Annotated in this window: 13 protein-coding genes and 1 pseudogene; 10 read left to right on the forward strand and 4 right to left on the reverse strand. The window is 47.0% G+C overall.

Annotated features, from left to right (window positions below):
• The first annotated feature begins 60 nt into the window (after positions 1 to 60).
• The 5 genes from AAGG74_RS08495 to AAGG74_RS08515 all read left to right on the forward strand — a co-directional run bounded on the left by AAGG74_RS08495 (position 61) and on the right by AAGG74_RS08515 (position 4,574).
• Positions 61 to 510, forward strand: coding sequence for a GNAT family N-acetyltransferase (locus tag AAGG74_RS08495; protein WP_429675091.1), 450 nt, complete (start codon positions 61 to 63; stop codon positions 508 to 510).
• A gap of 5 nt (positions 511 to 515) precedes the next feature.
• The gene (locus AAGG74_RS08500) at positions 516 to 1,367 is read left to right on the forward strand and encodes a GNAT family N-acetyltransferase (RefSeq protein WP_429675092.1); all 852 of its coding nucleotides are present in this window, start codon (positions 516 to 518) and stop codon (positions 1,365 to 1,367) included.
• 89 nt (positions 1,368 to 1,456) lie between these two features.
• Entirely contained in the window at positions 1,457 to 2,725 is a 1,269-nt protein-coding gene (locus AAGG74_RS08505) for an MFS transporter (protein ID WP_162101982.1), read from the forward strand.
• A gap of 8 nt (positions 2,726 to 2,733) precedes the next feature.
• Complete coding sequence (locus AAGG74_RS08510; protein ID WP_429675093.1) at positions 2,734 to 3,849, forward strand: mandelate racemase/muconate lactonizing enzyme family protein; 1,116 nt, start codon at positions 2,734 to 2,736, stop codon at positions 3,847 to 3,849.
• Between the two features lie 95 nt (positions 3,850 to 3,944).
• Positions 3,945 to 4,574 (forward strand): YitT family protein, encoded by a 630-nt coding sequence (locus AAGG74_RS08515; RefSeq protein ID WP_429675094.1) that lies wholly within the window; start codon positions 3,945 to 3,947, stop codon positions 4,572 to 4,574.
• A 44-nt stretch (positions 4,575 to 4,618) separates the two neighbouring features.
• Here the strand turns inward: AAGG74_RS08515 and AAGG74_RS08520 are convergent, their stop codons facing one another.
• Both AAGG74_RS08520 and AAGG74_RS08525 read right to left on the reverse strand, forming a co-directional pair.
• Positions 4,619 to 5,377 carry a phosphosulfolactate synthase gene (locus tag AAGG74_RS08520; RefSeq protein ID WP_429675095.1) on the reverse strand — a complete coding sequence of 253 codons (759 nt, stop codon included), beginning with the start codon at positions 5,375 to 5,377 and terminating at the stop codon, positions 4,619 to 4,621.
• Positions 5,374 to 6,060, reverse strand: coding sequence for a 2-phosphosulfolactate phosphatase (locus AAGG74_RS08525; RefSeq protein ID WP_429675096.1), 687 nt, complete (start codon positions 6,058 to 6,060; stop codon positions 5,374 to 5,376). The genes AAGG74_RS08520 and AAGG74_RS08525 overlap by 4 nt, the downstream gene beginning before the upstream one ends.
• Positions 6,061 to 6,248: 188 nt before the next feature.
• Between AAGG74_RS08525 and AAGG74_RS08530 the strand changes: the two genes are divergently transcribed.
• The 3 genes from AAGG74_RS08530 to cysC all read left to right on the forward strand — a co-directional run bounded on the left by AAGG74_RS08530 (position 6,249) and on the right by cysC (position 8,793).
• The gene (locus tag AAGG74_RS08530; RefSeq protein ID WP_429675097.1) at positions 6,249 to 6,962 is read left to right on the forward strand and encodes a phosphoadenylyl-sulfate reductase; all 714 of its coding nucleotides are present in this window, start codon (positions 6,249 to 6,251) and stop codon (positions 6,960 to 6,962) included.
• A 65-nt stretch (positions 6,963 to 7,027) separates the two neighbouring features.
• Entirely contained in the window at positions 7,028 to 8,197 is a 1,170-nt protein-coding gene (sat, locus tag AAGG74_RS08535) for a sulfate adenylyltransferase (RefSeq protein WP_429675098.1), read from the forward strand.
• Positions 8,194 to 8,793, forward strand: coding sequence for an adenylyl-sulfate kinase (gene cysC, locus AAGG74_RS08540; protein ID WP_162101989.1), 600 nt, complete (start codon positions 8,194 to 8,196; stop codon positions 8,791 to 8,793). The genes sat and cysC overlap by 4 nt, the downstream gene beginning before the upstream one ends.
• A gap of 26 nt (positions 8,794 to 8,819) precedes the next feature.
• Here cysC and AAGG74_RS08545 read toward each other — a convergent pair whose 3' ends face one another.
• A complete protein-coding gene (locus tag AAGG74_RS08545) occupies positions 8,820 to 9,626 on the reverse strand; it encodes an alpha/beta fold hydrolase (protein WP_162101990.1) in 807 nt (268 codons plus the stop codon).
• Positions 9,627 to 9,829: 203 nt separating this feature from the next.
• Between AAGG74_RS08545 and AAGG74_RS08550 the strand changes: the two genes are divergently transcribed.
• Positions 9,830 to 10,468, forward strand: a complete 639-nt coding sequence (locus tag AAGG74_RS08550) for a pentapeptide repeat-containing protein (RefSeq protein WP_162101991.1) — start codon at positions 9,830 to 9,832, stop codon at positions 10,466 to 10,468.
• A gap of 7 nt (positions 10,469 to 10,475) precedes the next feature.
• On the opposite strand, the gene AAGG74_RS08555 is transcribed toward AAGG74_RS08550, so the two are convergent.
• A complete protein-coding gene (locus AAGG74_RS08555) occupies positions 10,476 to 11,927 on the reverse strand; it encodes an aminotransferase-like domain-containing protein (protein WP_429675099.1) in 1,452 nt (483 codons plus the stop codon).
• 79 nt (positions 11,928 to 12,006) lie between these two features.
• Between AAGG74_RS08555 and AAGG74_RS08560 the strand changes: the two are divergent.
• Positions 12,007 to 12,656: pseudogene (locus tag AAGG74_RS08560) on the forward strand (LysE/ArgO family amino acid transporter).
• Positions 12,657 to 12,682 lie beyond the last annotated feature (26 nt).

A 12,682-nucleotide genomic window follows, 5' to 3' on the forward strand; every position in this document is an offset into this window, starting at 1 on the left:
GGCCTTTTTTATCTCATTCGTGTTACGATATAAAAAAATCAGTTTTCAAGGAGGAACCTTATGCTCGAGGTCAAAACCATTTCCCCAGAAGATACATATGAAATTCGGCACCGTGTTCTGCGTCCCCATCAATCCATTGAACAATGCCAATATGAACAGGATGATGCGCCAGGCGCTTTTCATCTCGGCGCGTATTATGCAGGAACGCTGATCAGCATCGCTTCTTTTTCTCCTCAACCTCAACCATTAGTAACGGCCGACTCCGCATATCAGCTGAGAGGCATGGCAACGCTTGAAGGATATCGTGATCAAAAAGCCGGAAGCAAGCTGATGAAATACGCAGAGCAAAAACTGGAAGATATGGGGATAGAGGCGGTCTGGTGCAATGCAAGACACCATGTCAAAGGCTACTACGAAAAGCTTGGCTGGGAAAAACGCGGCGAACCGTTTGAGATTCCCGGCATTGGCACACATATTGTCATGTGCAAAACGCTCGGAATAAGCAGGTGATCTAAATGCACGCAGCAGATGAGCTGATTGAACTTCAAGAAGAACATATCCCCGGCTTATTACGGCTTTGCAGACAAGCCGGATGGCCTGACTACGGCGAACGGGAGCTTCGGATGCTTGTACAGCAAAAGAGCGTTTTCGGCTATCAAAACAGCAAAGGGGACATCATCTCCTGTATCGGTTTGTTTAGATACGGCCGACTCGCTTCTATCGGAATCGTTATCGTCGACAATAAGTACAAACGGCAGGGTTTAGGGCGGCGAATGGTGAACACGTGCATCAGCAAAGCGGATAAGAACGCCTCCATCATGCTTTGTGCAACGAAGGAAGGTTTGCCCCTTTATGAAAAATCCGGTTTTCAAACAGCTGGCTCAGTCCGTAAATACAGCTGCCAACACTTCAAGCCGATGACAAAGAAGCATGACTTTGCGTTGACAGCCTTTACCGAATTGGATTTTCGGGAAGTTCTTGCAGCAGATCAGGCCGCCTTTGGCGGAGACAGATCAACTCTTCTTCACTCGCTTATTTCCCAATCGGACGAAAGCGTGATAATTCGAAATAAAGAAGGCAAGTTGATCGGATACGGTTTATCTGCACAAACGCCGTGCAATCTGAAATTCGGCCCGATCGTTGCACCATCCTCAGAAGCAGCAGCCCAATTAATCAACAGACTGGCCGCGGGGAAACAAGGACCGATGCGAATCGATGTGCCTGGTGACAGTGTGTCGCTGCATGCCCCCCTGAAAGCGATGGGCTTTCATTTAGACGATGAACCTCCGCTAATGCTTTACCCAAATAAAACATTTCCAGCTAGGAACGGACAATTATTCGCCTTGATTTCACAAGGGCTCGGCTAACCCTTTATTTCCCGAACAGGAAGATTCTGTTCGGTTTTTTTTATGTTATCAGGGACATTCTAATCAGAAGAAAAGGAGTGTGCTTTGAGATGGAATCAACAAAACAAAATAACGGAATGACGATTGTGGCAATCGGTTCAATCCCTTTAATATTAACGCTTGGAAACTCGATGCTTATTCCGATTTTGCCAAAAATGAAATCTGAACTTCATTTATCCCAATTTCAAGTCAGTCTCGTGATCACAGTATTTTCCTTGATTGCGGCATTTGCCATTCCAATTGTCGGTTATCTTGCTGACCGATTCTCAAGGAAAGTTATCATTATCCCCTGCTTATTTTTATATGGTGTCGGCGGCTTGTTAGCAGGATTTGCGGCAGGTTTTTTTGACAATGCATATCCTTGGGTGATGGCTGGACGGGCGCTTCAGGGAATCGGGGCAGCCGGAACCGGCCCGATTGCCATGGCGCTGGCGGGAGATCTGTTTAAAGGGGCCCAGGAAAGCAAGGTGCTCGGCCTCGTTGAAGCTTCAAACGGCATGGGGAAAGTGCTTTCTCCGATTATCGGCTCGCTTATCGCCCTGCTTGTCTGGTATGGCGCGTTTTTTGCCTTTCCGGTGTTTTGTATCATTGCGATCGTGCTGACGTGGGTATTTATTAAAGAAAAGAAAAAGGAAAAAGAACCCCCTCCGATCGGAAAATACGCAAAAGGGCTGTTAAGTGTTTTCAAACATGAAGGCAGATGGCTGTTCACCGCTTATTTAGCCGGTGCAACCTGTTTGTTTACTTTATTCGGTATTCTCTTTTTTCTTTCGGATATCCTTGAAAAAACATACGATACCGACGGCGTCAAAAAAGGCCTGATTTTGGCGATTCCGCTTTTGGTTATGTGTGTGACGTCTTATACAACCGGAAGCAAAATCGGGCAGAAGCAATCGTTAATGAAAAAACTGATTGTTCTTGGATTGGCGTTCATGACTGTTTCTTATGCGGCACTGTCATTCATTGAAAATCTTGTCCTTTTTATCAGTGTTCTCGTTCTGAGCAGCATTGGTTCAGGTCTTGTTCTTCCTTGTGTGAACAGCTTTATTACCGGGGCTGTCGGCAAAGAAAGACGGGGATTTGTGACGTCGCTGTACGGATCGGTTCGTTTCTTAGGGGTGGCAATCGGGCCTCCGATTTTCGGCCGCTTGATGGAATGGTCCAGACCCGGCATGTTTTTAAGCATCGCGGGTTTGACGCTTGTTGTGGGCATTCTCGTCATTCTGCTGATCCATGTGAAACAAAACAAAGAAGAAACAAACGAAAAAGAAGAACCGAAAATGGCGGGAAATCGGCTTCAGCCTGCTGAGGAAAGGTAGCTTTCAGTTTGAAAATTGTACAGATTGAGACCTTTCCCCTTTTGCACCGATTAGAAAAGCCCTACGGAGACGCGAATGGGTTAAAGCGATATCGAACTTGCTATCTCATCAGAATTGTCACAGAAAGCGGGATTGACGGCTGGGGCGAATGCGTTGATTGGCTCCCGGCTCTCCATATCGGTTTTACCAAACGGATCATCCCCTATCTTTTAGGGAAGCAAGCCGGGAGCCGCCTGCTGTTAGTGCGCACAATTCAAAAATGGCATCAGCGGGCGGCCTCTGCCGTGAGCATGGCGCTGACAGAAATCGCGGCCAAAACTGCGGATTATTCGGTTTGCGAACTATGGGGCGGACAGTACAGAGAAGAAATCCCTGTATACGCCTCCTTTCAATCGTATTCAGATCAGACGCAATGGATCAGCCATTCCGTTTCCAATGTTGAAGCTCAGTTAAAAAAGGGCTTTAAGCAAATGAAAGTCAAAATCGGCGGGATGTCATTCGAGGAGGACCTCCGGCACATCAAGGCGCTGCAGCATACAGCCGGCAGCTCCATTACGATGATTTTAGACGCAAACCAAAGTTATGATGCCGCAACCGCTTTAAAATGGGAACGCTATTTTTCAGCATGGATGAACATCGGCTGGCTTGAGGAGCCTTTGCCTTTTGATCAGCCGCAGGATTACGCTCTGCTGCGCAGCCGTTTGTCTGTTCCTGTTGCCGGCGGAGAAAATATAAAAAGCGCGGCGCAGTTTGTGCCTCTTCTTTCACAGCGATACTTGGATATCATTCAGCCCGATGTCATGCATGTCAACGGGATTGATGGATTTCGGGACTGCCTCCAGCTCGCTCGTTATTTCGGCATCAGAGCGTCCGCCCATGCATATGATGGTTCGCTTTCACGGCTCTATGCTTTATTTGCACAAGCCTGTCTGCCTCCATGGACTAAAATGGAGAACGAGCAAATTGAACCGATCGAGTGGGATGTCATGGAGAACCCTTTTACAGATCTTATCAGCGTTCAGCCATCAAAAGGAATCGTCCATATCCCAAAAGGAAAAGGCATTGGAACAGAGATCAATATGGAGATTGTCAATCGCTGCAAGTGGGATGGTTCAGCCTATTAAGCTGGATCATTTCTTATTTTGCAGACATAAAAAATGGACAGCCTCATAAAATGGAAACAGCGGACAAGTCTTTTCATAAAGGAGCAAATGACGTAATGGCTGAACTGCTGACGAAAGCAAAACTTACGTTTATGATTGTCATAGGCGGCGTGTTACAGGGACTCGGTATGTCCTTGTTTTTATTTCCCCATGATATTCCGACAGGCGGGGCGGCAGGCATTGCAGTGCTGTTGCATTATCTGTTTCACATTCCCCACGGCTTTTCAGTATGGGCAGTAAATGTGTCGATGCTTTTTACCGCTTTAAAATGGCTGGAGATGAGAACATTCACCGGCACCCTCGCTTCGATTACCGTTACCTCTGTCTCAGTATTGATTTTTGATGCGGTTTTTCCGGATATCACGTCAAACCTGTGGCTTGATCTGGCCAGCGGTGCTATGTTATTGGGGTTCGGCATCGGGCTTTTATACAAGTACAAAATTTCAAACGGAGGATTCGGGGCCCTCGCTTTGATGATTTCCATCTACCGCGGCGGGAATCCCGGAACAATTCTGCTGATTATGAATTGCATTATTTTTATGGTGACCGCTTCTATTATTGCCTGGGGCATCGTGATTCAGGCACTCATTTGCCAAGTCATATCGACAAGAGTCATCGACTTCATTTATAACATCCGGCTAACCTCACTCCCCTATCTCACGCCTATGTACCGCCATAAAAAATAATAGGCAGAGGCTCTCTTCACGGCGAGAGCCCCGCAGCCGCAGTTTTACAAATAAAAAGTATCAGATCGTAGCCCTAAACGCAGCGTCTCCAATGCGATCGCATCATGAAATGGGATATTGGCCAGATTCACATTCGGCCCAACCCTTTGAATAAATCCTTGCTGGAGCGTTTTATTCGGCGCTTCAAATATCAGCTTGGTGATATCAATATCTGAGGAAATGATGTCATCGACAATTTGAAACCGGACATCGCCGTTGCTGGAACAGATCCCTCCTGTCCCGCTTTCCCTTGCCTCCGTCATCACTTTTTCCGCGCCCGCTTCCATATCCTCAACGATATACTCAAGCCATTCCTCAGAGCTTTGCCGGCTTGATAATTCCGCATCCTTGCTGCCCACCTCGCTGAGCACAAGAAATTCATCGGAAAAATCGGCAATGTAAGCCGCTTTCTCTTTATTTGTCATCGGAAGCGTACCATTTGAAATCTCAATATATTCACAGCCGAAATAGGTGCAGTACCGATGAAATTCATTCACTTTTTTCTGGCTTACATACTTCTCAAATAATGTGCCGCCAAAGAAATATTTAATGTCATGCTCTTTCAGCGCGCTGATTTTTGTTTCAAGTTCTTTCGTAAGTAATGATGTGCCCCAGCCAAATTTCACAAAATCAATATAGTCGGATGCTCCAGCTATCACATCCTTGAAAAATTGCAAGGGGTAGCCGTTATCAATTAAAATGGTTTGACCGGCTTCTCTCGGTTTGCTTGTTCTCACTGGCAATTCTAGTGAAAAATCATTCATATTCTGACCCTCTCAATCGTTGGAACTTCTCTGTCTTGTTTCACTTTCATCACAAAATCGCCCGGCAATTCTTTTGTACAGTATGATATGTCTTCCGGATCAAATAATGGCTGGCTGCGATCAAAAAATTTCTCCGCAACAGAAGAGCGTTTAATTCTTTCAATCGCCTCCGCGGCCGTTACCTCATTCGTCCCTTCAATAATGGCTTTCATATACTCCGCGCACGCCGCGTCGTCATCGCCTGACGGATGGGATGCAACTATGTTTATGACACAATCCGCTGCGGCAAGTGTTTTCACATGCTCTGCCGTTGTTTTGGCGTTAGAAAATCCAGTTACGAACAAATGCTTAGCATTCAAGGCCCCTAACGCTGCTGTAACACCGTTTGTTGTTTTCTGGATCAGGCGCTTACCCGCCATGTCTTGCACTGCCATGCGTTTTGGAGAATTATCCACATCAAATCCGCTGATACCGACCCCCTTCTCTTCTCCCGTCAACACGTAATCCCGATATGTTTCTTTCAGCGCAAAGGCTTCCTCTCTTGTTCCGGCTAACAAAATCTCTTTTGCCCCGCCGATAAACGCATAGTGGGCGACCGTAAAGGCTCTGATGACATCAATGACGATGTTAACATCCGCCGGGGCAAGCAAATGATGATGCCCCTGATAAATGGTAATCGGCATACGATCTCTCCTTGGGCATAAAACCATTTTGCTTAAAAGCATATTCATCTAGTTTCTTAATGGTTCCGCCCCTCATGTTAGACGGGCGCCGCACCCAAAAACCGTGAACCTTTATGTAAAAAGTGAATAGTCTGCCTATAACTCGATCAATAGATAAAAAACAGACAGATGCAAACGGAGGGAAAAGGTTGAACGAACAAATCATCACCTATGACACATGGAATGATACACTGTCCAAACAGATAACAGATCAATTGATCGATGAGCTTGATGTGTTGAAATGGGCTTACAGAACGTACGGGGAAACGATTGTGTACGCGTGCAGCTTTGGCGCAGAAGGAATGGTGCTTCTCGATCTTATATCCAAAATCAACAAAAACGCGCACATCATCTTTTTGGATACAGGGCTGCATTTTCAGGAAACGTATGAGCTCATCGAGACCGTCAAAGAACGATACCCGAGCTTGACAATCCAGCTGCTTGAACCTGAGCTAAGCTTAAAAGAACAGGAGACGCAATACGGCAGAGAGCTGTGGAAGCATAACCCGAATCTATGCTGCCAATTGCGAAAAATCGTGCCGCTCAAAAAACACCTGTCCGGCATGACAGCTTGGATTTCAGGGCTGCGCCGCGAGCAATCGCCTACAAGAAAGCATATTCAATACGTGAATTTGGATCAGAAATTTAAGCTCATTAAGATTTGTCCGCTTATCCACTGGACTTGGAAAGACGTTTGGACCTACATCCGCCTTCACAATTTGCCTTATAACAAACTGCACGATCAATATTACCCGAGCATAGGCTGTGAAATGTGTACACTGCCTTCCTCGGACCCGAACGATGAGAGGGCGGGGAGATGGGCCGGACGAGAGAAAACAGAATGCGGCCTGCATCAAGAATAATGTCGTTGTTTTAAAGATTTCAGCGAAGCACAGACAAGAAAAAGCAAAAATGGAGGTTGAACGCGTTGAATGGAAACGAACCCCATGGAGGTGTGTTAATCAACCGCTATGATCCCGCGTGCCATTTTGAAGGGTGTATGTGCGAAGCGGAGTTGGATCAGCTTGCACTGAGCGACCTGGAGCTGATCGCGATCGGCGGCTACAGCCCATTAACTGGTTTTTTGGGAGAAAAAGATTATCATTCTGTTGTGAAAGAAATGAGGCTGGCAAACGGCTTGCCGTGGAGCCTGCCGATTACATTGCCTGTCGCGGAAGAAACAGCAAAACAGCTGTCTGCCGGTGACCGCGTCAAGCTTGTGAAAGATGGCGCCACCTATGGCATGATCACTGTCACTGATATATACCGGCCCAATAAAGCACATGAAGCACTGTCCGTCTTTAAAACTAGCGATCCTGCCCACCCAGGCGTAAAAAAACTTTTGGCGCGCCCGGATTATTATATCGGAGGGCCTATCACGGTCAGCCGCCTGCCTGACAAACCCTTCGAACGGTTTTACGCAGCACCCGCACAAACACGAGCGGCCTTTAAAGAGCTCGGCTGGCAAACGATTGTCGGTTTTCAAACTAGAAACCCTGTTCACAGAGCACATGAATATATTCAAAAAACAGCGTTAGAAACGGTCGACGGTCTGCTGCTTCACCCGCTTGTCGGAGAAACGAAGTCAGACGATATCCCAAGCGATATCAGAATGGAGAGCTATCAGGTTTTGCTTGATCACTATTATCCAAAGAAACGTGTCATGCTGTCGGTCTTCCCTGCCGCCATGCGGTATGCAGGGCCGAGGGAAGCGATTTTCCATGCGCTCGTCCGCAAAAATTACGGCTGCACCCATTTTATTGTAGGGCGTGATCACGCGGGTGTCGGCAGTTATTACGGAACGTATGATGCACAGCATATTTTTCAATCATTTACAGATGAGGAGCTCGGCATAAAGCCGCTGTTTTTCGAGCATAGCTTTTACTGCCGGAAATGCGGAAACATGGCCACCTCGAAAACATGTCCGCATAGCCAAAGAGACCACATCCACTTATCAGGCACAAAAGTAAGAGAGCTCCTCCGCCACGGCAAAAAACCGCCTAAAGAATTCAGCCGGCCTGAGGTCGCAAACGTACTGATCAAGGGCCTTCAACAGCAGCCCGTTGCCATTCGGCAAAACAGCGGGGGATGGCAATGACACACAATCCAAATATTATTTGGCATCCCGCTGCCATCTCGAAGTCTGACAGACAATCCTTAAACGGGCACAAAAGCTGCGCTCTCTGGTTTACCGGATTGTCCGGCTCAGGAAAATCCGTGCTGGCCAATGCTGTTGATGAAAAGCTGTACCGCATGGGCGTTCAGAGCTATGTGCTCGACGGTGACAATATCCGCCACGGCTTAAACAAAGATCTTGGTTTTCAGACTGAAGACAGGGTTGAAAACATCCGCCGGATCGGAGAAGCAGCAAAGCTGTTTGTTGACAGCGGACAAATGATTTTAACAGCTTTTATCTCACCATTCAGAGAGGATCGAGACATGGTCAGAGCGCTCTTTTCTGAAGAGGAATTCTTCGAAATTTATGTGAAGTGCCCGCTGCATGTGTGTGAACAGCGCGATCCGAAAGGACTTTATCAAAAAGCGCGGAACGGAGAGATCAAACATTTCACCGGGATTGATTCTCCATATGAAGCGCCGCTTTCTCCCGAGTTCATCATTGAAACAGATCGAACCTCTATTTCCGAGGGCGCTGATTTGATTATTACAGAACTGCGGAACAAAGGAATTATATAAAAACCCGATCAATGTCGGGTTTTTTCTTATGATCCTGCAAACTGCGCTATCAAATGGTTGATCTTCTCCTTTTCTTCATAAAAAGCTCCGTGCCCGCTGCCTATAAACGGAACCAATTCTGAGTGCTTGATGCCGCGCCTTAATTCTTTCGCAAAATCAAATGGCGCTATTTTATCCTTTCTTCCGTGCAAAATCAGTGTCGGCACCTTGATTGAGACAAGATCTTTTCTAAGATCCTCGTCTCTTAATGCAATGCCGGAGTGAATCGTCCCGTAGGAGGAAGCTTCCAGCATCAAAGTGAAAAACCACAGCCTGAGCTCAGGTGATACTTTTTTCTCAAAAAACTGCGTGCCTAAATCAGCCAGTGTTTTTGGCCGATCTGTTTTGAATTGTTCGATCATATCGTCAATATCCTGCTTCCTCATGCCGTACGGATAACCGGGGCGTTTAGTAAATGCGGGCGCTGCGGCAGACAGTAAAATCAGCTTATGAATATCAGCCGCCTCATGCCTTGTCATATAACGGATGGCAATGGCGCCGCCCATCGAAAATCCGGCAAGTACCGCATTTTCAAGCTGGAGTGTATAAATGACTGCTTTCACATCGTCGGCCATCGTATCATAATCATAGCCTTCCCACGGGCGGTCAGATTGCCCATATCCTCGTAAATCAATGCCGATAAAACGGAAGCCTCTTTTCGGAAGCTCATTCATTTGATATTCAAACATCTTATGATTCAACGGCCACCCGTGCAAAAAGATAATCGGCCTGCCATGTCCAATATCCTCTACAAACAGTTTCACATGCTCCTCGGTTTTGACGTAATGCCCCATTCCCTCATTCCTCCTGTTCCCTTTTCATTCCCGGGTTGTCAGCGCCTTGACGTATAGGAATCTTTCCATTTATGCTTACAAAACGAGCGGGCTTCTGCCGCAGAAAAAGCTCTTCACGATTTACTATATGTATCAATTTCCATAACGATCTATTAAATTGATCCCGAAGGCTTCTCGTGTTCGGGCGGCAAAGGATGTCATTCATGAAAAAAATAGTGATTCAAAAACCGCACATACCGGAAAACCTGCAAACCGCTGATTTTCATGAAACCGCGGCGCAGAATGATGTGGTCAGCATGCATTTGTTTGAAGATTGTACAATTTGCGGCGAAAATATCGAAAGACTTTGTGTAGAAAAAACGGTATTCAGAAATGTCGTGTTTATCGATGTGTCTTTTCGGCATATTGAACTGACTGATGTGCTCTTTGAAAAATGTGACTTGTCAAACGCAGATTTCAGCGGGGCTGTCATTCACAGAACTTCACTGAAGCAATCAAAAATGGTTGGAATAAATGTGGCAGAATCAACGCTCCGGAATGTTTCATTCGAAGAGTGCCACGGACATTTCAGTTCATTTTCATACGCAAATATGAGACAAGTTCGATTTGATCATTGTGCCCTTATGCAAAGCGAGTGCAGCAATATGGCGCTCCAGCACACACACTTTGACGGGTGCGAACTGGAAGGCGCAAGCTTTGCCGGTACGTCCCTTCAAAATATGGACATCAGCACATGCCGTTTTGAACAGCTTCATGTCTCCCTCGACAAATTGAAAGGCTGCAAAATCGCGCCGGAGCATACGATTGCTTTCGCCAGAGCGCTGGGAGCTGTCATTGTATAACAAATGCTTAGGACATCAGGCGGCGTGCTGTCTCGGCTGCCGCTTTAATGCCAGTTTCCAAATCGCCAAGAGATGCATAGGAATATGAGAGCCTGATGCTGTTTCGGTCTTCACCGTCATAAATGAAACCGGGATTCACAAGCACCTGCCGTTTCAGCAATTCATAAAAGAAACGGCTGACAGGCAAGGTTTGATGAAATGTCACCCAAATATAAAAGCCGCCGGCGGGAATCCGCCACGAGGCGATGTCACCCGCATACCGCTCGAGAAAATGAACGGCGGCGTCTCTCCTTTGTTGGAGCGCTCTGCGTACCCAAGTCAGATGCTTCTCATGATACCCCTGTGACAGCCATTCGGCAGCCGCCCACTGGGACAGGCCGCTTGATCCGTAGTCTGTCTGCATTTTAATATCCGCCAGCCTTTCCATAACCGGCTCCGGACCGGCAAGCCAGCCGATTCGCAGGCCTGGGCTGACCGTTTTTGAAAACGTACCCAGATACAGAATGTTGCCCTCATGATCCATTGCTTTCAACGGCTGCGGCGGTTTTTCTTCAAACCATAAATCACCGTACGCATCATCCTCAATGATGGGCAGCTGCTCTTTTTTTGACAGGCTGATGATCTCTTTCCTTCGCTGCTCTGACATAACGGTGCCTGTCGGATTATGAAACGACGGATTCGTGTAAAGCAGCTGTCCTCCATATTGTTTTAAGTAAGAAGAAATTAGCCCCGCCTTCATTCCTTCTTCATCCATCGGCAAGCCGCAAAGCCGCATACCCGCTGATTGAAACACATACAAAGATTGAAGATAAGAAGGTTTTTCAGTCAAAATGACAGACCCTCGTTTTAAAAGTCCGATCGAGATGAGCTGAAGCGCCTGAAGCGCACCGGACACAATTAAAATCGATGACGGTGATACATGGATCTGCTTGCCTTTTAAATGGTCCGCCACCGCCTCCCTCAGCTTAAGATTTCCTTTCGGCTGCTCATATCCTAAAGACAGGTCGGGCGGATTGATCCGCTGAAACATCCGGCGTATTTTTTCAGCAGGCAGCAGATCCGGTGAAAGCTCTCCTGTGCCTAATCTGATGATATCCGCTCTTGGTTCGTTTTGATGAATTGCTTGAATGATTGAAGAATTAGGGTGATGAATGCCTGAATGGACGTAATCGCTCCAATCAAGGGGAGGCTCAGCCGCCAGCATGCTCCACGTACTGTTTACAACCTTCGTGCCGCCTCCTCTTCTCCCCTCTAACAGACCTTGAGACGTGAGTTCATCAATGGCTGCAGTCACTGTGCTGCGGTTGACTTGAAAGATGTCGGCCAGCGTTCTCTGTGAAGGGATTTTCGTCCCCACAGCCCACTCTCCGTGAAGGATTTTGTCTTTTATGTATTGTTCGATCTGCCGATGGAGCGGAACATCCGACCTTCGGCTTGGCTGCCACTGCGACATTGTCATGCCTCCTTTTTTCACATTATACATTTGGCTGGGTCTAATCCCAACCAAATGGCTGGAGACTTAGGAAACAATCTCCCTTATGATTGAAAAAACAGATATGAAGGGAGTTTTTTCAGCATGAATGCAATCATTCATGGAGCTGTGCTTGCGTTTGGCTTAATTTTGCCGCTGGGGGTGCAGAATATATTTATTTTTCAGCAAGGCGCGTGGCAAAGGCATATTTGGCTGGCACTCCCCGCCGTGATCAGCGCTTCCGTCTGCGATACCCTGTTAATCGTTTTAGCCGTTTCGAGTGTATCAGTCATTGTGCAGCAAACGCCTATTTTTGAAACGATAATGATGGCCGGGGGATTTTTGTTTTTGCTTTATATGGGCTGGATAACTTGGAACAGCCGTCCGAAAGCAAATCAAAATGAGAAAAATACGTTCACAGCTAAAAAGCAAGCTGCGTTTGCGGCCGCCGTTTCTCTTTTAAACCCGCACGCTATTCTGGACACGATCGGCGTCATCGGCACGAGCTCGCTCAACTATTCCGGGCTTGAGAAATGGCTCTTTATGGCTGCCTGCATCGCTGTCTCTTGGATTTGGTTTATCAGTCTAGCGATAGCGGGCCGGCTGTTTCAGACGATAGATACGAGCGGCAGGCTTATGCAGATCGTAAACAAATGCTCTGCGGTGGTGATGTGGGCTGCAGCAGGGTATTTCGTGGTGTCTCTTTTCAGCAATTGAAGGAATAACAATTGAGACAGCGAATG

The sequence above is a fragment of the Bacillus mexicanus genome (genome assembly GCF_050445615.1).
GTDB classification, from domain to species: domain Bacteria; phylum Bacillota; class Bacilli; order Bacillales; family Bacillaceae; genus Bacillus; species Bacillus mexicanus.

What these genes read in the sequence shown, in the direction of transcription:
- AAGG74_RS08550 (WP_162101991.1), top strand. Translation starts at nt 9,830, where the DNA reads ATGAAAAAAATAGTGATTCAAAAACCGCACATACCGGAAAACCTGCAA.
- AAGG74_RS08495 (WP_429675091.1), top strand. Translation starts at nt 61, where the DNA reads ATGCTCGAGGTCAAAACCATTTCCCCAGAAGATACATATGAAATTCGG.
- AAGG74_RS08515 (WP_429675094.1), top strand. Translation starts at nt 3,945, where the DNA reads ATGGCTGAACTGCTGACGAAAGCAAAACTTACGTTTATGATTGTCATA.
- cysC (WP_162101989.1), top strand. Translation starts at nt 8,194, where the DNA reads ATGACACACAATCCAAATATTATTTGGCATCCCGCTGCCATCTCGAAG.
- AAGG74_RS08545 (WP_162101990.1), bottom strand. Translation starts at nt 9,626, where the DNA reads ATGGGGCATTACGTCAAAACCGAGGAGCATGTGAAACTGTTTGTAGAG.
- AAGG74_RS08555 (WP_429675099.1), bottom strand. Translation starts at nt 11,927, where the DNA reads ATGACAATGTCGCAGTGGCAGCCAAGCCGAAGGTCGGATGTTCCGCTC.
- AAGG74_RS08520 (WP_429675095.1), bottom strand. Translation starts at nt 5,377, where the DNA reads ATGAATGATTTTTCACTAGAATTGCCAGTGAGAACAAGCAAACCGAGA.
- AAGG74_RS08505 (WP_162101982.1), top strand. Translation starts at nt 1,457, where the DNA reads ATGGAATCAACAAAACAAAATAACGGAATGACGATTGTGGCAATCGGT.
- AAGG74_RS08525 (WP_429675096.1), bottom strand. Translation starts at nt 6,060, where the DNA reads ATGCCGATTACCATTTATCAGGGGCATCATCATTTGCTTGCCCCGGCG.
- AAGG74_RS08500 (WP_429675092.1), top strand. Translation starts at nt 516, where the DNA reads ATGCACGCAGCAGATGAGCTGATTGAACTTCAAGAAGAACATATCCCC.